Source organism: Cellulomonas jepli (assembly GCF_047229345.1).
GTDB lineage: Bacteria > Actinomycetota > Actinomycetes > Actinomycetales > Cellulomonadaceae > Cellulomonas_A.
Window position 1 is genome coordinate 45,049 of the sequence record NZ_JBFTER010000004.1, and the last position, 20,301, is coordinate 65,349.

Here is a 20,301-nt window from a genome sequence, read left to right on the forward strand (position 1 = left end):
CCCAGGGGTATCCAAGTTCAAAAGGCGCGGATCGTTGAGCGGTCCAGGTCCCGCCCCTCGGTCGGCAGGGCGCGAGGCGCATGTACTCAAGCGTGTGTCTGGTACATCCGTGGGTCGGCGCGACGGGTCGCGACGCCTGACGCGTCTGCATGGTGGCGGCTAGCGTCGTTCCGGTGACCATCACCCCGCCCCGCCCGCCAGGCCTGCCCACTCTCGCGGTCGGCGCGTCGACCTTCGTGCTCCTGCTGCTCGTCGGCGGGTGTGCCGACGGGGGCCTCGGGCGACGAGCGGCCGAGGACGCCCAGCGCAAGGCCCTGCTGGTGACCACCCGGGTCGACAACACCGTCGCGGAGGAGCCGGGGTCGAGCAGCCCCGCGCTCGCCGAGGCGGTGGCGGCCGCCGCGACGTCGATCGGCGCCTTCGTCACGACGAGCGTCGTGACCTCCTCCGGCGTGGAGCTCGGACTCGAGATCGACGGGAACACGACCAGCGGCGGCGGGCTGTTCGTGAGCTCGGCAAGCCGTCGGCTCTGCCTCGTGCTCACCGTGGATCCCCGTGAGGACCCGCCCTCGCGGCTCGAGGACGTGGAGTGCACGGACCTGCCGCCGGGCTACGAGGAGATCGACCTCGACGACCGTGCGATGGACGACGACCCGGTGGCTGACAGCGTGGGCAGTCGCCGAGCTTCCTGAGATGGTCCTGACGGAGCGCCCGACACCGCCACGGGCCCCTGTCTCGTGCATGCCGACCCGGACCTTCGGCTAGGTGCATGCGCTCAGCGAGCGCGCTGTGAGGGTTCGCGGTGCACCTAGCGCACGACCATGCCGCTGCGCGGCCCTCGGCACCAGCAGTCGTCACGGGGTCGCTACCACCGCGCCGGTGAAGCCGTCAGCCACGAGTCGCTCGAGGACCATCTCGGCGAAGAGGTCGCCCGACGGCCCTCCCCAGACGTTCTGGGAAGAGGGCACGTGCACACGCTGCGCCACTCAGCAGCAACGGCCTGGCTCGAGGCCGGCGTGAACATCAACGCCGTCAGCACGCTGCTCGGGCACGCCGACATCCGGATCGCGGCCGACGTCGACGGTCACGTCTCGGACGCCGTCGCGCGGGCCGCGATGGCGACCCTCTCGGGGATCCTGCACGCGTGACGAGGATCACTCGGCCACTCGGCGTCGGACTGGTGTTCCGCCGCTGTCCGTCGCCGTTCGGCACGTCTCGTGGGCGTCCATCGAAACGGCGTCGGGGTACGCGTTGGGGTATGGGAGTCGGCAGAGACCACGAAGGCCGTCCCGGATGTCTCCGGAACGGCCTGTGACCTGCGGTGATGCTGGTGGGCGATACTGGGATCGAACCAGTGACCTCTTCCGTGTCAGGGAAGCGCGCTACCGCTGCGCCAATCGCCCAAGGCTGTGCTGCGAGGTGGAGATGGGATTCGAACCCACGTATACGGCTTTGCAGGCCGCTGCCTCGCCTCTCGGCCACTCCACCCTGAGACCGCAGTCCTCAGCGACCCTCGCGGGTCGATCAGGAGTGTCTGCCTCCGAGCGGACGACGGGATTCGAACCCGCGACCCTCACCTTGGCAAGGTGATGCTCTACCACTGAGCCACGTCCGCGCGACACTTCCTCCGGCTCTCACCGGCGTTCCGTGTGCGTGCTGAACATTAGCCGACGTTTTCGGCAAGAGTCCAACCGGCTCCCCGTCCGCGCGTCGGCGGAGGGCTCGGTAGCGTGTCGACCGTGCAGGTCAGAGCCCCGATCGGACCACCCGACGTCACCCCCCGGGGGGCCGGCGAGGCGTGGTTCTCGGGGGTGCGCGCGCGGGGGGTGGTCGAGTGCGTCGACGTCGTCGCCGATCCCGGGCAGCTGGCCGAGCCGGGGTTCTGGGTCGTCGTGGGGGAGTTCGAGGGGCGCGTCCGGGCGTGGCGGTTCGCGGAGGTCGAGCGGGGCGACAGCACGCGCGAGGACCCGGGTGCGACGGGCGCCCCGGCGACGGCGACGGCGGCGGCGTGGCGCGGTCCGGCGGCGTCGGACTGGACCACCTCGCTCGACCGGAGCGGCTACGAGGCCGCGGTGCGCGCCGTGCAGGACGAGATCCGGGCGGGGGAGGTGTACCAGGCCAACCTCTGCCGGGTCCTGCGCGCGCCGCTGGGCGCACCGGGGGAGGCCGAGCCTGACGCGCGGGCGCTCGCGGCGGTGCTCGCACAGGGGAATCCGGCGCCCTTCGCGGGCGGGGTCCACGTGCCGGGCGGAGCCGGGGTCGACCCGGTGTGGGTCGTGTCGGCGTCGCCGGAGCTCTTCCTGCGCGTCGAGGACGGCGTCGTGACGTCGAGCCCGATCAAGGGCACCGCGACGACGGCGGAGGGCCTGTCCGCGAAGGACGAGGCCGAGAACGTCATGATCACGGACCTCGTCCGCAACGACCTGCAGCGGGTGAGCGTCCCGGGCACGGTCGAGGTCACGGCGCTCCTCGCGCTCGAGCGCCACCCCGGCCTCGTGCACCTCGTCTCGACCGTCCAGGGGCGCCTCGCGCCGGACCTGCGCGACTCGCCCGGGCTCTGGGCGGAGCTGCTGGGGGCGACGTTCCCCCCGGGCTCGGTGTCGGGTGCCCCGAAGAGCTCGGCGCTCCGGATCATCAGCCGCCTCGAACCCGTCCCTCGCGGGCCGTACTGCGGCGCGGTCGGCTGGGTCGACGTCGGGCGCGACGGGTCCGTGCGCGCCGAGCTCGCGGTCGGCATCCGGAGCTTCTGGTGGGAACCGCCGTCGGGGGACGCCCCGCCACCGGACGCGCCGGGTCGCCCCGGCGCAAAGGGCACGCTGCGGTTCGGCACCGGCGCGGGGATCACCTGGGGCAGCGACGCCCGTGCGGAGTGGCGCGAGACCGAGCTCAAGGCCGCACGCCTCGTCGCGCTCGCCTCCCGCGGTGGGCCTCCGGTGGGAGACTGGGCGCCATGAGCACCCTCCTGTGGTCACGAGGCCGCCTGCACGCCCCCGACGAGCCGCTCGCGACGGGCGTCGACCACGGGCTGACCGTGGGCGACGGCGCCTTCGAGACGTGCGCGGTGTACGACGGGCAGGCGTTCGCCCTGACGCGGCACCTGCGCCGGCTCGCGCGGTCCGCCCACGGCCTCGGCCTCGAGACCCCGGACGAGGACGAGATCCGTGCGGGGGTCAAGGCGGTGCTCGAGGCCGCGACGCCCGACGTCGGCCGGCTGCGCATCACGCTCACGGCGGGCCCGGGTCCGCTCGGGTCGCACCGCAACGAGCCGGGGGAGTCCCGGCAGACCGTGATCGTGCTCGCCGGGCCGGCGCCGAGGATGACCGTCTCGCGCGCCGTGCGCGTCCCCTGGGTCCGCAACGAGCGCTCGGCCGTGGCGGGCCTGAAGACGATCTCGTACGCCGAGAACGTCGTCGCGCTCGCCCGCGCGCACCACCACGGCGCGGACGAGGCGATCCTCGCGAACACCGTGGGCGAGCTGTGCGAGGGCACGGGTTCCAACGTCCTCGTCGAGCGCGGCGGCGAGCTCGTGACCCCGCCGCTGTCGAGCGGCTGCCTCGCGGGCATCACGCGCGAGCTCCTGCTCGAGTGGTCGGCGGAGGCGGGTCTGCCGGTGCGCGAGGGCGCGCCGGGCGAACTGCCCTTCGAGGTCCTCGACGACGTCCTGGCCGGCGAGGCGCACCTCGCGCTGAGCGGCTCCATCCGCAACGTCGTCCCCGTCGTCTCGCTCGACGAGGTCGACGTCGCCCCCGGCGAGCTCACCCGCGCGGCGCAGGAGCTCTTCCAGGCCCGGCTCGCGGACGACCTCGACCCCTGAGCGGCGCGCCGAGCGCGCTCGGCGCGCGCTCTCGCGCACGACGATGCTGCGCCAGCACGGCCGACCCGTGAGCAAGGCCGGCCACGCATGGCTCCCCAACGACGCAGGAGGCCGGCCCCCGAGGGGACCGGCCTCCTGCGTCGTTGCGTGCTGTGCGGCTCAGGCGGTGAGCAGCGCCGCGATCAGAGCCGAGATCTCGGTCTCCATCCGGTCGCTCTCGGAGCCGATCGGGACGAGGTCCTCGGTCGTCGCCAGGAACCGCTCGAGCGGCTCGGCGGGCGCCGCGAGGAGCGCGCTGCCCTCGACGCCGCTGAGCGAGATGAGGAGGAAGTCGGGGTCCTCGTCACGCCAGACCTGGACGTCGCCGTTGCCGGCCGGGGCGTCCGAGGCGGCCAGCAGGCCGTGGACGAGGAGCTCGCGACCGAGCAGCCAGGTCGACATCGTGTGCTGGCCCGTGAAGACGGTGCGCACGGTGTACGGGTCCGAGACGCGGAAGGAGAACTCGGCGTTGACCGGGATGACGCTGGCGTCAGAGCTGATCAGCTGCATGGTGACAGCCTCGACGACGTCGTACGACGGTTGCGTCATCGGCGTCCTCCTGATTCGCGCGGTGGTGGGGTGTCCATCATGGCAGCCGGAACGCCTTCCCGGCGGGAAATCGGCGTGGAGTTCACCCGGTAGGCCCCGTCATACGCGTCACGTCCCCCGTCACAGGGTCCCGCGTCCACCCGCACGTGGCGCCCGGTCGACCGATCGGGTCCGCCGACCCACAAGCCGGGTCGAGAGCCCGGTTCGGAATATCGCCGCGCGTTGGGTAGCATCCTACTTCGACGTCACCGACGGTGCGCGGTCGGGCCGGAGTGCATCCAGGCCCAGCCGTCACCGCAGGACGACGGGCGATTGGCTCAGTGGTAGAGCGCCTCGTTCACACCGAGGAGGTCACTGGTTCGAACCCAGTATCGCCCACCAGCACAGCCCCGGTCCGCCTCGCGCACCGGGGCTGTCGTGCGTCCGGGGCGCACGCGGCGTCGGTAGCATCGACGTGCGCCCGCACCGCCTGAGTGCGGGCCCGACGCAAGGAGATCCCTCTCGTGCCCGAGCTCATGACCCTCACCGTCGACGGCGTCGCGACCACGGTGGAGCCAGGGACGACGGGCACGGACCTGTACGGCTCGCGCCGCGAGGTCGTCGTCGTCCGCGTCGACGGCGAGCTGCGCGACCTGCACCTGCCGCTGAGCGACGGCGCGGTCGTCGAGGCCGTCACGATCGACTCGCCCGACGGGCTCGCGGTCCTGCGCCACTCGGCGGCGCACGTGCTCGCGCAGGCGGTCCAGGAGGTCAACCCGAAGGCGAAGCTCGGCATCGGGCCGCCGATCACCGACGGCTTCTACTACGACTTCGACGTCGAGACCCCGTTCACGCCCGAGGACCTCAAGGCGCTCGAGAAGGTGATGGGCCGCATCATCAAGGAGGGCCAGACCTTCCGGCGGTGGGACGTCACGGAGGACGAGGCGCGCACCGAGCTGGCCGACGAGCCGTACAAGCTCGAGCTCATCGGCCTCAAGGGCACCCCGGGCGGCGAGGACGACGGCGCGTCCGTCGAGGTCGGCCTCGGCGGGCTGTCGATCTACCAGAACGTGCGCGGCGCCGGGCGCGAGTCCGAGCAGGTCGTCTGGCAGGACCTGTGCCGCGGGCCGCACCTGCCGAGCACCCGCCTCATCGCGAACGGCTTCCAGCTGACCCGCTCGGCGGCGGCGTACTGGCGCGGCTCCGAGAAGAACCCGCAGCTGCAGCGCGTGTACGGGACGGCGTGGCCCACCAAGGACGAGCTCAAGGCGTACCTCGAGCGGCTCGCGGAGGCGGAGCGGCGCGACCACCGCCGCCTCGGCGCCGAGCTCGACCTGTTCTCCTTCCCCGACGAGCTCGGCTCGGGCCTGCCGGTGTTCCACCCCAAGGGCGGCATCATCCGCATGGAGATGGAGGACTACTCGCGCCGGCGGCACGTCGCGGCGGGGTACTCGTTCGTCAACACCCCGCACATCACCAAGGGCCACCTGTACGAGATCTCGGGTCACCTCGACTGGTACCGCGACGGCATGTTCCCTCCGATGCACGTCGACGCGGAGCTGAACGAGGACGGGACGGTCCGCAAGCCCGGCCAGGACTACTACCTCAAGCCGATGAACTGCCCGATGCACAACCTCGTCTTCGCCTCGCGCGGGCGCTCGTACCGCGAGCTGCCGCTGCGGCTGTTCGAGTTCGGCTCGGTGTACCGCTACGAGAAGTCGGGCGTGATCCACGGGCTGACCCGGGTCCGCGGGATGACGCAGGACGACGCGCACATCTACTGCACCCGCGACCAGATGCGCGACGAGCTCACCAGCACCCTGCAGTTCGTGCTCGACCTGCTCAAGGACTACGGGCTCGACGACTTCTACCTCGAGCTCTCGACGCGCAACCCCGAGAAGTCGGTCGGGTCGGACGAGATCTGGGACGAGGCGACCCGCACGCTCGAGGAGGTCGCGACGGCGTCGGGCCTGGAGCTCGTCCCCGACCCGGGCGGCGCAGCGTTCTACGGCCCGAAGATCTCGGTGCAGGCCCGCGACGCGATCGGGCGCACGTGGCAGATGTCGACGATCCAGCTCGACTTCAACCTGCCCGAGCGCTTCGAGCTCGAGTACACCGCGAGCGACGGCAGCCGGCAGCGGCCCGTGATGATCCACCGCGCGCTGTTCGGGTCGATCGAGCGGTTCTTCGGCGTCCTCACCGAGCACTACGCGGGCGCGTTCCCGGCGTGGCTCGCGCCCGTGCAGGTCGTCGCGGTGCCCGTCGCCGAGCCGTTCAACGACTACCTCGCGGACGTCGTCGCGCAGCTCCGGGCCCAGGGGATCCGTGCGGAGCTCGACACGAGCGACGACCGCTTCGGCAAGAAGATCCGCTCGGCGAGCACGCAGAAGATCCCGTTCGTGCTCATCGCGGGCGGCGACGACGTCGACGCGGGCGCGGTGTCGTTCCGGTACCGCGACGGCCGCCAGGACAACGCCGTGCCCGTCGCCGAGGCGGTCGAGCGCATCGTCTCGGCGGTGCGGGACCGGGTGCAGGTCTGACGCACGTGGGCGCGGAGCAGAAGGACGGGCACGGCGACGAGGTCGAGGTCGAGCGCGCGGGCGACCACGCGGGCGTGCCCGACCGCCTCGAGCGCCTGTGGACGCCGCACCGCATGGCGTACATCGGCGGCCAGGACAAGCCGACGGACTCCGCGGCCGGCCCCGGCTGCCCGTTCTGCCGCATCCCGGGGCTCGGCGACGAGGAGGGCCTCGTCGTCGCGCGCGGCGAGGTCGCCTTCGTGGTGCTCAACCTGTACCCGTACAACTCCGGCCACCTGCTCGTGTGCCCGTACCGGCACGTCGCGGACTACACGGACCTCACGACCGAGGAGGTCACCGAGGTGGCCGCGCTGACCCGGACCGCGATGCGCGTGCTGCGTGACGTGTCCGCGCCGCACGGGTTCAACCTCGGCATGAACCAGGGCGAGGTCGCGGGTGCGGGCATCGCCGCGCACCTGCACCAGCACGTCGTCCCGCGGTGGGGCGGGGACTCGAACTTCCTGCCGATCGTCGGGCGCACGCGCGCCCTGCCCGAGCTCCTCGGCGACACCCGCGACCGGCTCGCCGCGGCGTGGCCGGCCGCCCAGAAGGGATGACTGACCCGTGCTGAACCGGTTGCGCAGCGGGATGACGCGTGCCCTGACCCCGTTGGCCGCGGCACTGCTGCGCCTCGGGGTCTCGCCCGACGCGGTGACCGTCACGGGCACGCTCGCCGTCGTGGTCGCGGCGCTCTGCCTCTTCCCCGCGGGGCACCTCCTCGCGGGGGCGCTCGTCGTGGCGTTCTTCGCGCTCACGGACTCCCTCGACGGCGTCATGGCGCGCCAGGCCGGGCGCTCGAGCAGCTGGGGGGCGTTCCTCGACTCGACGCTCGACCGCTTCGGGGACGCCGCGATCTTCGGCGGGCTCGTGCTGTGGTTCTACGGCGGCGGCGACCACGAGGCCACCGCGGTGCTCGCGCTCGCGTGCCTCGTGCTCGGCTCGGTCGTCCCGTACGCCCGGGCGCGCGCCGAGGGGCTCGGCATGACCGCGGCCGTGGGCATCGCCGAGCGCGCGGACCGGCTCTTCGCGGTGCTCGCCGCGGCCGCCCTCGTCGGCGCGGGCGCCCCGCGGGTCGTGCTCACGGTCGTCCTCGCGCTGCTCGCGGTCGCCTCCGCGGTGACCGTCGTGCAGCGCATGGCCACGGTCCGGCGCCAGTCGCTCGGGGCGTCGTCGTGAGGCGCCCCGACCCCGCACGGCTCGTCGTGCTCGGCTGGCGCGTGGCCGGCCGGGTCCCCGGGCCCGTGCTGCGCGGTGCGTGCACGCTCGCGGCGGACCTCACGTGGCTCCGGCGCACGGGCGGCGTGCGCCGGCTCGAGGCGAACCTGGCGCGTGTCCGTCCCGGGGCGACGCCACGCGAGCTGCGCCGGCTGAGCCGCGCCGGCATGCGCTCCTACATGCGGTACTACGGCGAGGCGTTCGCGCTGCAGTCCCTCCCGCCGGCCGAGGTCGCGGGGCGCGTGCGCGCGACCGGGCTCGAGTGGCTGCGGCCCCGGCTCGACGCGGGGGAGGCGGTGGTCCTCGCACTGACCCACATGGGGAACTGGGACCTCGCGGGCGCGTGGGCGACCGTGCACCTCGCGCCGGTCACGACCGTCGCCGAGCGGCTGCGCCCCGAGGAGCTGTTCCAGCAGTTCCTCGCGTTCCGTGAAGGTCTCGGGATGACGATCATCCCGCTGTCCGGAGGGGAGGGCGGGGACGTCTTCCGCCAGCTCGTCGCGGCCGTGCGCACCGGACCGCGCCTCGTCCCGCTCCTCGCCGACCGGGACCTCACGGCGCGCGGGGTCGAGGTCGACCTGTTCGGTCACCGGGCCCGCGTCGCGGCCGGGCCCGCGGCGCTCGCCGTGTCCGCCGGGGCGACGCTCGCGCCGACGACCATCCACTACGAGCGGCTGACCGGCGAGCGCCGCCGCGCCGCGGGGTCGCCCTGGGGGATCGTCATCCAGTTCCTGCCGCCCGTGACCCTCCCCGAGGGGGTCGCCCGGCCCGACCGCGTCCGGGTGCTCACGCAGGCCTGGGTCGACGCGTTCGCGGCGGTCGTCGCGGAGCACCCCGAGGACTGGCACATGCTGCAGAAGGTCTTCGTCGAGGACCTCGACGCCGCCCGCTACGCCGCGACGGTCGCGGCCCCCGCCCCGGCGGAGACGCCGTGACCGCCGACATGACCGGCACCCACCGGCCGCTGCGCGTCGGGATCGTCTGCCCGTACTCGTTCGACGTGCCCGGCGGGGTGCAGTTCCACGTCCGCGACCTCGCCGAGGCGCTCATCGAGCGCGGTCACACCGTCTCCGTGCTCGCACCCGCGGACGACGACACCCCGATCCCCCCGTACATGACCTCCGCGGGCCGCGCCGTCCCGGTCCGCTACAACGGCGCCGTCGCGCGCATGACGTTCGGGCCCGTGACCGCCGCGCGGGTGCGCCGCTGGCTCGCAGCGGGGGAGTTCGACGTCCTGCACCTGCACGAGCCCGTGACCCCGAGCCTCGGGATGCTCGCCCTGTGGATCGCCGACGGCCCGATCGTCGCGACGTTCCACACCGCGCTGCTGCGCTCGCGCCCGCTCCAGATGGCCTACCCGCTCGTGCGGCAGTCCCTCGAGAAGATCTCCGCGCGCGTCGCCGTCTCCGAGGACGCCCGCCGCACGCTCGTCGAGCACATGGGCGGCGACGCGGTCGTCATCCCCAACGGCGTCTACGTCGACGCGTTCACCGGCGCCGCCACCGACGCCCGGTGGACCGGCACGCCGGACGCGCCGACGATCGCCTTCCTCGGCCGGCTCGACGAGCCCCGCAAGGGCCTGCAGGTCCTGCTCGGCGCCGTCCCCGAGGTCCTGCGCACCCACCCCGGCGCGCGGTTCCTCGTCGCCGGGCGCGGGGACACCGGGCCCGAGGAGGTCCGCGAGCTGCTCGGCGACGACGCGCGCGCCGTCGAGTTCCTCGGCGGCATCACCGACGACGAGAAGGCGAGCCTGCTCGCGTCCGTCGACGTGTACTGCGCACCCCAGATCGGCGGCGAGAGCTTCGGGATCGTGCTCGTCGAGGCCATGAGCGCCGGGACCCCCGTCGTCGCGAGCGACCTCGGCGCGTTCCGCCGGGTGCTCGAGGAGGGCGACGCGGGCGTGCTGTTCCGCACCGGCGACCCCGCCGACCTCGCGCGCACCCTCGTCCGGGTGCTCGGTGACGAGCACCTGCGCGCCACGCTGGTCGAGCGCGCGTCCGCCGCCGTGCGGCGCTACGACTGGTCCTCGGTGACGCACGAGGTCCTCACGGTCTACGAGATGGTCGTCGAGGCCGCCGACGCGCCCGTCCGGGAGGACCCGTCCTCGTGGCGCGGCGCCCGGCTGCGTGACCTGCGCCGCGTGCGAGGAGATGCCCGATGACCTGGTCCGAGACCGCGGTGATCGTCGCCGCCGTCCTGCTGCTCGTGGGGTGGCGCGTGTGGGTCGCCGCGACCCGCCTCGACCGCCTGCACCGCAAGGTCGCCGCGTCGCGCGCCGTCGTCGAGGCGCAGCTCGTCCGGCGCGCGTCCGCCGCGGTCGGCCTGTCGTCGTCCGGCCTGATGGACCCCGTCAGCTCGCTGCTCGTCGGCGAGGCCGCGTGGGCCGCGCTCGCCGTGGGCGGTCCGGAGGTCGACGGGCTGCGCGCGCTGCCCGCGGACGTGCGCGCGCTCGCGGACGTCCCGGACGTGCTCACGCGCGCGGCCGTGCAGGACCGCGGCCTCGTCGAGAGCGAGCTGTCGCAGACCCTGCGCGCCGCGCTCGACGACCCCGAGGAGGTCGCCGCGATGCGCGAGGAGCCCGACGGCGCCGAGCTCGTCGAGGCGCTCGCGGCGTCCTGGTACCGCGCGCAGCTCGCCCGGCGGTTCCACAACGAGGCCGTCGCGCAGGCCCAGCGGGTGCGGCGGTCGTGGGTCGCCCGCACGCTGCGCCTCGCGGGGCGCGCCCCGATGCCCCGCACGCTCGAGCTCGACGACGCGTGGCCGGCCGCGCTCGGCCGCCCCGGCGAGCCGGCGCCGGCTACCGCCCTGCGGGACCGCCCGTCGGACGCATGAGGGCGACGGTCTAGACTGGGACCACGGAGCGCGCGCGAGTCTGCGCCCTCTGCACACCCCCTCCACCGCGACCTGTGAGGCACAGCGTGACCAGCGAGAGCACCCCCAGCACCCCGTCGCACACCCCGGCCGCGGGCGCGGTCGGCACGGCCCGCGTCAAGCGCGGCATGGCCGAGATGCTCAAGGGCGGCGTGATCATGGACGTCGTCACGGCCGAGCAGGCGAAGATCGCCGAGGACGCCGGTGCGGTCGCCGTCATGGCCCTCGAGCGGGTCCCCGCCGACATCCGCGCGCAGGGCGGCGTCGCCCGCATGAGCGACCCGGACCTGATCGACGCGATCATCAGCACCGTCTCGATCCCCGTCATGGCGAAGGCGCGCATCGGCCACTTCGTCGAGGCGCAGGTGCTGCAGAGCCTCGGCGTCGACTACGTCGACGAGTCCGAGGTGCTGACGCCTGCCGACTACGCGCACCACATCGACAAGTGGGCCTTCACGGTCCCGTTCGTGTGCGGCGCGACGAACCTCGGCGAGGCCCTGCGTCGCATCACCGAGGGCGCGGCGATGATCCGTTCCAAGGGCGAGGCCGGCACGGGTGACGTCTCGAACGCCACGACGCACATGCGCACGCTGCGCGACGAGATCCGCCGCCTGACCTCGCTGCCCGAGGACGAGCTGTACGTGGCCGCCAAGGAGCTCCAGGCGCCGTACGAGCTCGTCAAGGAGGTCGCGACGGCCGGCAAGCTCCCCGTCGTGCTCTTCACCGCGGGCGGCATCGCCACCCCGTCCGACGCCGCGATGATGATGCAGCTCGGCGCCGAGGGCGTGTTCGTCGGGTCCGGCATCTTCAAGTCGGGCAACCCGGCCGAGCGCGCGAACGCGATCGTCAAGGCGACGACGTTCTACGACGACCCGGACGTCATCGCGAAGGTCTCGCGCGGCCTCGGCGAGGCCATGGTCGGCATCAACGTCGACGACGTGCCCGTCGGGCACCGCCTGGCCGAGCGCGGCTGGTGACCGTGCCCGTCCCGGGCACCCCACCGCCCCAGGCCCGTGGCCTCGGGGACGAGTGGGTGCTCGGGGCGGACGGCCTGCGGTTCCGGCGTGCCGCACGCGTGATCCTGCTCGACGAGGCGGACCGCGTGCTGCTGCTGCGCGGGCACGACCTCGACCAGCCGGAGCGGAGCTGGTGGTTCACCGTGGGCGGCGGCATCGACACCGGTGAGGACGCCCGGACGGCGGCGGTCCGCGAGGTGCTCGAGGAGACCGGCCTCGTGCTCGACGCGGCGAGCCTCGTCGGGCCGGTCTTCACGCGCTCGGCGATCTTCGACTTCTACGCCGAGCACTGCCGCCAGGACGAGGAGATCTTCCTCGCCCGCGTCGACGCGCGCGCCGTCACGGACCCCGCCACGGCGACGCGCGACGGCTGGACCGAGGTCGAGCTCGACGTGCTCGACGAGCTGCGCTGGTGGGACCTCGACGAGCTCGCGCGCGTCGAGCTCGAGGTGTTCCCCGAGGGGCTCGTCGACCTCGTGCGCCCGCTCCTGCAGGGCTGGGACGGCACGACCCGTCATCTCGGCCTCGCGCAGGGCTGACCCCTGCCCGCCCACGCCGCGGTCGGTGGCGGTGGGTGCGGCCGGCGTTCCGTAGGATCGGCCCACGTGAGCCCCACCATCGGTGTCCTGGCCCTGCAGGGTGACGTGCGCGAGCACGCGCGCGCGCTCGAGGAGTGCGGCGCGGACGCCGTCCCCGTGCGCCGGGTGAGCGAGCTCGCGGCGGTCGACGGCCTCGTGATCCCCGGCGGGGAGTCCACGACGATCGACAAGCTGCTGCGCGCGTTCGACCTGTTCGACCCCGTCCAGGAGCGGCTGCGCGCCGGGATGCCCGCCTACGGCTCGTGCGCCGGGATGATCCTGCTGGCCGACCGCGTGCTCGGCGGGATCGAGGGTCAGCGCACGCTCGGCGGGCTCGACATCACCGTGCGGCGCAACGCGTTCGGCCGCCAGGTCGACTCGTTCGAGACCGACCTCGTGATCGACGGCGTCGAGGACAGTGCCGCGGACCCGCTGCACGCCGTGTTCATCCGGGCACCGTGGGTCGAGGAGGTCGGCGACGCGGCGAGCGTCGTCGGGCGCGTCGAGTCGGGTCCGGCCGCCGGTAGGATCGTCGCGGTGCGTCAGGGCCCGCTCCTGGCGACCTCCTTCCATCCGGAGGTCACCGGCGACACGCGGGTGCACCGTCTGTTCGTGCAGATCGTCCGCGACAGCCTCTGACCCCGAGCGGCGCCCTCGACGGCGCGGCACGTCCGGGGTCCGCGCCGCGGGCGGAGACGAAGGGGTAGCGAGACCATGTCGGGTCACTCCAAGTGGGCCACCACGAAGCACAAGAAGGCCGTCGTCGACGCCAAGCGGAGCAAGCTCTTCGCGAAGCTCATCAAGAACATCGAGGTCGCGGCCCGGACAGGTGGCGGTGACCTCGCGGGCAACCCGACGCTGTTCGACGCGGTCCAGAAGGCCAAGAAGAGCTCGGTCCCGATCGACAACATCAACCGCGCGGTCAAGCGCGGCTCCGGCCAGGAGGCCGGCGGCGCCGACTACCAGGGCATCATGTACGAGGGCTACGGCCCGGGCGGCATCGCGGTCCTGGTCGAGTGCCTCACCGACAACCGGAACCGTGCCGCGTCCGACGTGCGCGTCGCGTTCACGCGCAACGGCGGCCAGATGGCCGACCCCGGCTCGGTCTCCTACCTGTTCTCGCGCAAGGGCGTCGTCATGGTGCCCAAGAACGACGGGGTCGACGAGGACGGCGTGATGGAGGCCGTGCTCGACGCGGGTGCGCTCGAGGTCAACGACTTCGGCGACGCGTTCGAGGTGCTCTCCGAGGCGACGGACCTCGTCCCGGTGCGCACCGCGCTGCAGGACGCCGGCATCGAGTACGACTCCGCGGACGTGGTGTTCTACCCGGCGACGCAGATCGAGGTCGACGCCGAGGGCGCCCGCAAGATCCTGCGCCTCATCGACGCGCTCGAGGACAGCGACGACGTGCAGAACGTCTACGCGAACTTCGACGCGTCCGACGAGGTCATGGCCGAGCTCGACGCCGACGACTGACCCCGCCGCCGGCCGGCGCTGCGCGGCGCGCAGGGGCTCGGCCGCGACGGCCGGAGACGGCGCGCCGCACGAGGTGCGCCGCCGTGGACGGCCGGGCTGGGAGACTGCGGGCGTGCGCGTGCTCGGAGTCGACCCAGGCCTGACCCGGTGCGGTCTCGGGGTGGTCGACGGCCTGTCCGGGCGGCGTGCCCGGCTCGTGGCCGTCGGCGTCGCGCGCTCCGACCCGGCCCTCGACGTCGACCAGCGGCTCCTCGCGATCGCGACGAGCATCGACGCGTGGCTCGAGGAGCACGCGCCCGACGCCGTCGCGGTCGAGCGGGTCTTCGCCCAGCACAACGTCCGCACGGTGATGGGGACCGCGCAGGTCGCCGGCATCGCGATGCTCGCGGCCGCCCGGCGGCGCATCCCCGTCGCGCTGCACACCCCGAGCGAGGTCAAGGCCGCCGTCACGGGCAGCGGCCGCGCCGACAAGCCGCAGGTCCAGGCGATGGTCACGCGCCTGCTCGCCCTCACCGAGGTCCCGAAGCCCGCCGACGCCGCCGACGCGCTGGCGATCGCGATCTGCCACCTGTGGCGGCCGGCCGGGACGCTCGGCGGGCCGCAGCGCGCACCCGGGTCGCTCACGCCCGCGCAGCTCGCGTGGGCGCAGGCCGAGCAGTCGGCGCGGCGCGGCGCCCGCTGAGCGTGTCCCTTCGTACACGTGTTCGTCCGCGTGGCATAGTGCGTGCCGACCCCGAGCAGGCGCACGCACGCGCGTGTCGCGGCGCCCGGGTGGCCACGAGCAGCAGGAGGAGGAGCGCGTGATCGCGTCGGTACGAGGGACCGTGCAGGCGGTCCGGCTGGACGCGGCGGTCCTCGAGGTCGGGGGAGTGGGCCTGCTCGTGCAGGCGACCCCCGCGACGCTCGCGGGCCTGCGCGTGGGGTCCGAGGCCCTGCTCGCGACGTCGATGGTGGTGCGCGAGGACTCCCTGACGCTCTACGGCTTCGCCGACGCGGACGAGCGTGAGGTGTTCGAGGTCGTGCAGACGGTCAGCGGCGTCGGTCCGCGCCTCGCGCTGGCCATGCTCGCGGTGCACACCCCGGACGGGCTGCGCCGGGCCGTCGCCGCCGAGGACCTCGCCGCGCTCAAGCGCGTGCCGGGCATCGGTCACAAGGGCGCCCAGCGGATCGTGCTCGAGCTCGCCGACCGGCTCGGCGCCCCGACCCCCGCCGGCGTCCCGGACGGTCCGCCCGTCCCGGCGGGCGACCAGCGAGGTCAGGTGGTCGACGCGCTCGTGGGGCTGGGCTGGAACGTGCGCGCCGCGGAGGACGCGGTCGCCGGGGTCCTGCCGGACGCCGCAGCGACGATCGGACCCGACGACGTCGCGGGCGTGCTGCGCGCCGCGCTGCGGGCGCTCGGCGGTGGCCGTGGCTGACGCGTACGGGGGCGACGACCACGACGAGCTCACCACCGAGCGGATCCCCGCGCCCGGGGGCGACGACCCGTCGCTCGTGCGCTCGGCCGCCGACGACCTCGAGCGCGCCGCCGAGGCAGCGCTGCGCCCGCGCCGCCTCGAGGAGTTCGTCGGGCAGCGCGTCGTGCGTGAGCAGCTCTCGCTCGTCCTGCAGGCCGCGCTCGGCCGGGGGCGGGCGCCGGACCACGTCCTGCTCTCCGGGCCGCCCGGGCTCGGGAAGACGACGCTCGCGATGATCATCGCCGCGGAGCTCGGCGCGCCGCTGCGCGTCACGAGCGGCCCCGCGATCCAGCACGCCGGCGACCTCGCGGCGGTGCTGTCCTCGCTCGACGAGGGCGAGGTGCTGTTCCTCGACGAGATCCACCGCCTCGCCCGCCCGGCCGAGGAGCTGCTCTACGTCGCGATGGAGGACTTCCGGGTCGACGTCGTGGTCGGCAAGGGGGCCGGCGCGAGCGCGATCCCGCTGAGCCTGCCGCCGTTCACCGTCGTCGGGGCCACGACCCGGGCGGGCCTGCTGCCGGCACCGCTGCGCGACCGGTTCGGCTTCACCGGGCACCTCGACTTCTACTCGTCCGAGGAGCTCGAGCGGGTGCTCGTGCGCTCGGCCGGGCTGCTCGGCGTGCCGCTCGCCGCCGACGCCGCCGCCGAGATCGCGAGCCGCTCGCGCGGCACCCCGCGCATCGCGAACCGGCTGCTGCGGCGCGTGCGCGACTGGGCGCAGGTCCGCGGCGACGGCACGTTGTCGCTCGCCGCAGCGCGTGCCGCGCTCGAGGTGTACGAGGTCGACGCGCTCGGCCTGGACCGCCTCGACCGTGCCGTGCTCACCGCGCTGTGCACGCGCTTCGGCGGCGGGCCGGTCGGTCTGACGACGCTCGCGGTCGCGGTCGGCGAGGAGCCCGAGACGGTCGAGACGGTCGCCGAGCCGTTCCTCGTGCGTGAGGGCCTCGTCGGGCGCACGCCTCGCGGACGCATCGCCATGCCCGGTGCGTGGGCCCACCTGGGGCTCACGCCGCCGGCGGCTGCGGGGACGCTGTTCGGCTGACCTCCGCTCGCCCGCGCGGGCCTGCGCGGACCCTGAGGGGGAACCGCGACCGGCCCTCGGACGTTAGGTACGAGGAGCCGCTGCGCCTAGACTGCGGCGGACATCTCGACCAGATCCGGAGAACCACCCCGTGGACCCCACGTTCCTGCTCTTCATCGCCATCGCCTTCGGTGCGATGTGGCTCATGACCAGCCGCACGCGCAAGCAGCAGAAGCAGGCGGTCGACTTCCGGGCGAACCTCGCCGTCGGGCAGGACGTCATGACCGGGTCCGGGATGCTCGGCACCGTCGTCGCGATCGAGGGCGACGAGGTCACGCTCGAGTCGACGCCCGGCAACCGGAGCCGGTGGCTGCGTGCCGCGATCGCGAAGCTCGTCGAGTCCCCGGCCGAGACGCCGGCCGACGCGGACGGGACCGAGGTCGACGAGGCTCCCGCGCCCACGACCGCCGGACCGTCGCTCGTCAAGGGCACCGAGACCGCGTCGTACGACGTGCCCGACGACCTGTCGTCCCTCCCGCCCACGCGGGGGGACGACACGCCCGAGAAGAAGTAGCCCGCAGGCCCGCCCCGGCACCGACGCCGGGACGGACCACGATCCCACCGCCGCGCTCGTGGCGGTGCGCGCACGAGAGAAGACACTCCGTTGGCTCAACCCACACGCCGTCACCGGCCGCTGCGCTCGCTGATCATCCTGGGCGGGCTCGTGCTCGCGCTCTTCGGGTCCCTCCTCGCCGGCACGAGGTGGTCCGACGCGTCGCTCACCCCGAAGCTCGCGCTGGACCTCGAGGGCGGGACGCAGATCATCCTGCAGCCCGTCACCGAGAACGACGAGGAGGTCACCCCCGAGACGATCTCGGAGGCGATCGCGGTCATCCGGCAGCGCGTCGACTCCTCGGGCGTCGCGGAGGCGGAGATCACGAGCCAGGGCGGCCGGAACATCGTGGTCGCGCTCCCGGGCCGCCCGGACGCGGAGACGCTCGCGCTCGTGCGGACGTCGGCCCAGATGGAGCTCCGTCCGGTGCTGACGGTCGCGGGCCCGGCCCCGGTCGAGGACCCGGCCGAGGCCACCGACCCGGCGGCCGACGCCGCGGCGACGGCCGCGCCCACCGACGGTGAGACCGCAGCGGCGGACGCCGCAGCGACACCTGCGCCGGAGGCGGCGGCGACGCCGGCCCCCGAGGCCGCCGCCACGCCCGCGCCGACCGAGACGGCCGCGCCGTCGGACGAGCCCGCCAAGGAGGCTCCTGACAGCCCGAGCGACCTCGAGTACTACGCGACGCCGAAGGTGCAGGCCGACTTCGCGGCGCTCGACTGCACCGACCCCGCGAACCTCACGGGCGGCGTGCAGGGGCCGGCGGACCGCGCTCTCGTGACGTGCGACCCCGACGGGACGGCCAAGTACCTCCTCGGCCCGGTCGAGATCCAGGGCACGAACATCGCGAACGCGACGTCGGGCCTCGAGGTCACGCAGACCGGCGCGACGACCAACAACTGGGTCGTCAACATGGAGCTCGACGGCGAGGGCACGCGGATCTTCCGGGAGACCACGACCCGTCTGCAGGCGCTGAGCCAGCCGCAGAACCAGTTCGCGATGGTGCTCGACGGCCTCGTGATCTCGGCGCCCAGCCTCGCGACGGGCGTGATCATCTCCGACGGCAAGGCGCAGATCTCCGGCGACTTCACGCGCGAGACGGCGGCGACGCTCGCGAGCCAGCTCAACTTCGGTGCGCTCCCGCTGACCTTCGAGGTCCAGAGCGAGGAGCAGATCTCCGCGACGCTCGGTGCCGAGCAGCTCGAGAAGGGCCTCATCGCGGGCCTCATCGGGCTCGGGCTCGTCGTCGTGTACTCGCTGTTCCAGTACCGCGCCCTCGGGCTCGTGACGGTCGCCTCGCTCGTCGTGGCGGGCGTGCTGACGTTCGGCGTGATCTCGGTGCTCTCCTGGACGCAGGGCTACCGGCTGTCGTTGCCGGGCGTCGCCGGCCTCATCGTCGCGATCGGCATCACCGCCGACTCCTTCATCGTGTACTTCGAGCGCATCCGCGACGAGCTGCGCGACGGGCGCACGCTGCAGGCCGCGGTCGACAAGGGCTGGGAGCGCGCGCGCCAGACGATCCTCGCCTCGGACGCGGTCAACTTCCTCGCCGCGATCGTGCTGTACCTGCTCGCCGTCGGCGGGGTCCGTGGCTTCGCGTTCACGCTCGGTCTCACGACGATCATCGACCTCGTCGTCGTCTTCCTCTTCACCCACCCGCTCATGCTGCTGCTCGCCCGGACCAAGTTCTTCGGCGAGGGCCACCCGCTCTCGGGACTCGACCGTCGCCGGCTCGGTGGGAGCGCACCGCGGTACGTCGGCCGCGGCCGTGTCGTGAACGCGGGCAACGCCGGGACCTCGCTCGAGAGCCCGTCGGAGCCCAAGGTCCCGGTCGCGGCCGGGGTCGGGGGCGCGGGCCAGACGATCGCGCAGCGCCGGGCAGCAGCGGCGGCCGCGGCGCGGACCACCGAGCAGGGCCCGGACACGACCCCGCCGGACCCGTCCCCAGGGGGCGGCACCGCCGAGCCGACGTCCGGACGTACCGAGGGGAACGAGCACTGATGGCCTCCGGATTCGCCCAGTGGGGCAACGACCTGTACACGGGACGGCGCTCGTACGACATCGTCGGCAAGCGACGCCTGTGGTTCACGATCGGCGCCGTCCTCGTCCTGATCTCCGCGGTGCTGCTCGTGCGCCCGGGCCTCAACCCGGGCATCGAGTTCCGCGGCGGCTCCGAGTTCCGGATCAACGAGATCGTCGACCCGGCCGAGCAGCCCGCGATCGACGCCGTGACCGCGGTGTCGGAGGAGGAGGAGGCGCGCGTCAGCCGCATCGGCTCGAACGCGCTGCGCGTCCAGACCGCGACGCTGACGTCGGAGGAGGTCGAGGAGGTCCGCACGGCGCTCGCCGAGGCCTACGACGTCTCGACGGACCAGGTGACCAGCTCCTTCATCGGCCCGACCTGGGGTGCTGACGTCTCCGACAAGGCGATCCGCGGCCTGCTCGTGTTCCTCGGGCTCGTCACGGTCGTCATGACGCTGTACTTCCGCAACTGGCGCATGGCGGCGGCGGCGCTCATCGCGCTGTTCCACGACCTCGTCGTCACGGTCGGCGTGTACGCCGCCGTCGGCTGGGAGGTCACGCCCGCGACGGTCATCGGCTTCCTGACGATCCTCGGGTACTCGCTCTACGACACCGTCGTGGTGTTCGACAAGGTGCGCGAGAACACCGTCGGGGTGCTGGACCAGTCGAAGGCGACGTACGCGGAGCGCGCGAACCTCGCGGTCAACCAGACGCTCGTGCGCTCGATCAACACCTCGATCGTCGCGCTGCTCCCGGTCTCGGCGATCCTCTTCGTCGGTGCCTTCATCCTCGGCGCCGGGACGCTGCGCGACATCGCGCTCGCGCTCTTCGTCGGCATGGCGATCGGCACCTTCTCGTCGATCTTCCTCGCGACACCGTTCGAGGTCGCGCTGCGTCAGCGCGAGCCGAAGATCAAGGAGCACACCGAGCGGGTGCTGCGCTCCCGCACGGCCTCCGCGTCCGAGGGTGGCGAGCCGGCGCTGGCCGCGGCGACCCGGGCGTCCGGACAGATCCGCCCCGGCGCGCACCAGGGCACGGCGGCCCAGCCGCGCCGCAAGCCGAGCAAGCGGTAGCG

The 20,301-nt window shown here is 73.7% G+C and carries 21 protein-coding genes and 4 tRNA genes; 21 read left to right on the forward strand and 4 right to left on the reverse strand.

The features are described 5' to 3' along the window. Positions 1-173: 173 nt before the first annotated feature. The gene (locus AB6N24_RS01790; protein ID WP_412867722.1) at positions 174-692 is read left to right on the forward strand and encodes a hypothetical protein; all 519 of its coding nucleotides are present in this window, start codon (positions 174-176) and stop codon (positions 690-692) included. A gap of 276 nt (positions 693-968) precedes the next feature. Then, positions 969-1,148, forward strand: a complete 180-nt coding sequence (locus tag AB6N24_RS01795) for a tyrosine-type recombinase/integrase (RefSeq protein ID WP_412867723.1) — start codon at positions 969-971, stop codon at positions 1,146-1,148. Positions 1,149-1,328: 180 nt separating this feature from the next. On the opposite strand, the gene AB6N24_RS01800 is transcribed toward AB6N24_RS01795, so the two are convergent. The 3 genes from AB6N24_RS01800 to AB6N24_RS01810 all read right to left on the reverse strand — a co-directional run bounded on the left by AB6N24_RS01800 (position 1,329) and on the right by AB6N24_RS01810 (position 1,615). After that, positions 1,329-1,403, reverse strand: a tRNA-Val gene (locus AB6N24_RS01800). A gap of 14 nt (positions 1,404-1,417) precedes the next feature. Then, positions 1,418-1,488, reverse strand: a tRNA-Cys gene (locus AB6N24_RS01805). Positions 1,489-1,543: 55 nt separating this feature from the next. Then, positions 1,544-1,615, reverse strand: a tRNA-Gly gene (locus AB6N24_RS01810). Positions 1,616-1,739: 124 nt separating this feature from the next. Between AB6N24_RS01810 and AB6N24_RS01815 the strand changes: the two genes are divergently transcribed. Together AB6N24_RS01815 and AB6N24_RS01820 are read left to right on the forward strand one after the other, a co-directional pair. Continuing rightward, the gene (locus tag AB6N24_RS01815) at positions 1,740-2,954 is read left to right on the forward strand and encodes a chorismate-binding protein (RefSeq protein ID WP_412867724.1); all 1,215 of its coding nucleotides are present in this window, start codon (positions 1,740-1,742) and stop codon (positions 2,952-2,954) included. Next, on the forward strand, positions 2,951-3,814 hold the full coding sequence (locus tag AB6N24_RS01820) for an aminotransferase class IV (RefSeq protein ID WP_412867725.1): 864 nt from the start codon (positions 2,951-2,953) through the stop codon (positions 3,812-3,814). The genes AB6N24_RS01815 and AB6N24_RS01820 overlap by 4 nt, the downstream gene beginning before the upstream one ends. 159 nt (positions 3,815-3,973) lie before the next feature. On the opposite strand, the gene AB6N24_RS01825 is transcribed toward AB6N24_RS01820, so the two are convergent. Further along, complete coding sequence (locus tag AB6N24_RS01825; protein WP_141372596.1) at positions 3,974-4,402, reverse strand: SsgA family sporulation/cell division regulator; 429 nt, start codon at positions 4,400-4,402, stop codon at positions 3,974-3,976. Positions 4,403-4,708: 306 nt separating this feature from the next. Between AB6N24_RS01825 and AB6N24_RS01830 the strand changes: the two genes are divergently transcribed. The 17 genes from AB6N24_RS01830 to secF all read left to right on the forward strand — a co-directional run bounded on the left by AB6N24_RS01830 (position 4,709) and on the right by secF (position 20,299). After that, positions 4,709-4,783 (forward strand) — tRNA-Val (locus AB6N24_RS01830). A gap of 134 nt (positions 4,784-4,917) precedes the next feature. Further along, positions 4,918-6,921, forward strand: a complete 2,004-nt coding sequence (thrS, locus tag AB6N24_RS01835) for a threonine--tRNA ligase (RefSeq protein WP_412867757.1) — start codon at positions 4,918-4,920, stop codon at positions 6,919-6,921. A 5-nt stretch (positions 6,922-6,926) separates the two neighbouring features. Continuing rightward, entirely contained in the window at positions 6,927-7,517 is a 591-nt protein-coding gene (locus AB6N24_RS01840) for an HIT family protein (protein WP_412867726.1), read from the forward strand. A gap of 7 nt (positions 7,518-7,524) precedes the next feature. Next, complete coding sequence (gene pgsA, locus AB6N24_RS01845) at positions 7,525-8,136, forward strand: phosphatidylinositol phosphate synthase (protein WP_412867727.1); 612 nt, start codon at positions 7,525-7,527, stop codon at positions 8,134-8,136. Continuing rightward, on the forward strand, positions 8,133-9,110 hold the full coding sequence (locus tag AB6N24_RS01850) for a phosphatidylinositol mannoside acyltransferase (protein ID WP_412867728.1): 978 nt from the start codon (positions 8,133-8,135) through the stop codon (positions 9,108-9,110). Before pgsA ends, AB6N24_RS01850 begins: the two co-directional genes overlap by 4 nt. A gap of 29 nt (positions 9,111-9,139) precedes the next feature. After that, positions 9,140-10,336, forward strand: coding sequence for a glycosyltransferase family 4 protein (locus AB6N24_RS01855; RefSeq protein WP_412867758.1), 1,197 nt, complete (start codon positions 9,140-9,142; stop codon positions 10,334-10,336). Next, entirely contained in the window at positions 10,333-11,007 is a 675-nt protein-coding gene (locus AB6N24_RS01860) for a hypothetical protein (protein WP_412867729.1), read from the forward strand. Before AB6N24_RS01855 ends, AB6N24_RS01860 begins: the two co-directional genes overlap by 4 nt. Positions 11,008-11,093: 86 nt before the next feature. Next, entirely contained in the window at positions 11,094-12,023 is a 930-nt protein-coding gene (gene pdxS / locus AB6N24_RS01865) for a pyridoxal 5'-phosphate synthase lyase subunit PdxS (protein ID WP_034626559.1), read from the forward strand. Further along, the gene (locus tag AB6N24_RS01870; protein ID WP_412867730.1) at positions 12,020-12,601 is read left to right on the forward strand and encodes an NUDIX hydrolase; all 582 of its coding nucleotides are present in this window, start codon (positions 12,020-12,022) and stop codon (positions 12,599-12,601) included. The genes pdxS and AB6N24_RS01870 overlap by 4 nt, the downstream gene beginning before the upstream one ends. Positions 12,602-12,667: 66 nt before the next feature. Continuing rightward, positions 12,668-13,279 carry a pyridoxal 5'-phosphate synthase glutaminase subunit PdxT gene (gene pdxT / locus AB6N24_RS01875; RefSeq protein ID WP_412867731.1) on the forward strand — a complete coding sequence of 204 codons (612 nt, stop codon included), beginning with the start codon at positions 12,668-12,670 and terminating at the stop codon, positions 13,277-13,279. A 75-nt stretch (positions 13,280-13,354) separates the two neighbouring features. Further along, positions 13,355-14,116 (forward strand): YebC/PmpR family DNA-binding transcriptional regulator, encoded by a 762-nt coding sequence (locus tag AB6N24_RS01880; RefSeq protein ID WP_412867732.1) that lies wholly within the window; start codon positions 13,355-13,357, stop codon positions 14,114-14,116. A 112-nt stretch (positions 14,117-14,228) separates the two neighbouring features. Further along, entirely contained in the window at positions 14,229-14,798 is a 570-nt protein-coding gene (gene ruvC, locus AB6N24_RS01885) for a crossover junction endodeoxyribonuclease RuvC (RefSeq protein ID WP_412867733.1), read from the forward strand. Positions 14,799-14,916: 118 nt separating this feature from the next. Next, a complete protein-coding gene (gene ruvA, locus AB6N24_RS01890) occupies positions 14,917-15,531 on the forward strand; it encodes a Holliday junction branch migration protein RuvA (RefSeq protein WP_412867734.1) in 615 nt (204 codons plus the stop codon). 43 nt (positions 15,532-15,574) lie between these two features. Next, on the forward strand, positions 15,575-16,612 hold the full coding sequence (gene ruvB, locus AB6N24_RS01895; RefSeq protein ID WP_412867759.1) for a Holliday junction branch migration DNA helicase RuvB: 1,038 nt from the start codon (positions 15,575-15,577) through the stop codon (positions 16,610-16,612). 130 nt (positions 16,613-16,742) lie between these two features. Beyond that, positions 16,743-17,165, forward strand: coding sequence for a preprotein translocase subunit YajC (gene yajC / locus AB6N24_RS01900; protein ID WP_412867735.1), 423 nt, complete (start codon positions 16,743-16,745; stop codon positions 17,163-17,165). Positions 17,166-17,255: 90 nt separating this feature from the next. Continuing rightward, a complete protein-coding gene (secD, locus tag AB6N24_RS01905) occupies positions 17,256-19,205 on the forward strand; it encodes a protein translocase subunit SecD (RefSeq protein WP_412867736.1) in 1,950 nt (649 codons plus the stop codon). Continuing rightward, complete coding sequence (gene secF / locus AB6N24_RS01910; RefSeq protein ID WP_412867737.1) at positions 19,205-20,299, forward strand: protein translocase subunit SecF; 1,095 nt, start codon at positions 19,205-19,207, stop codon at positions 20,297-20,299. Before secD ends, secF begins: the two co-directional genes overlap by 1 nt. Positions 20,300-20,301 lie beyond the last annotated feature (2 nt).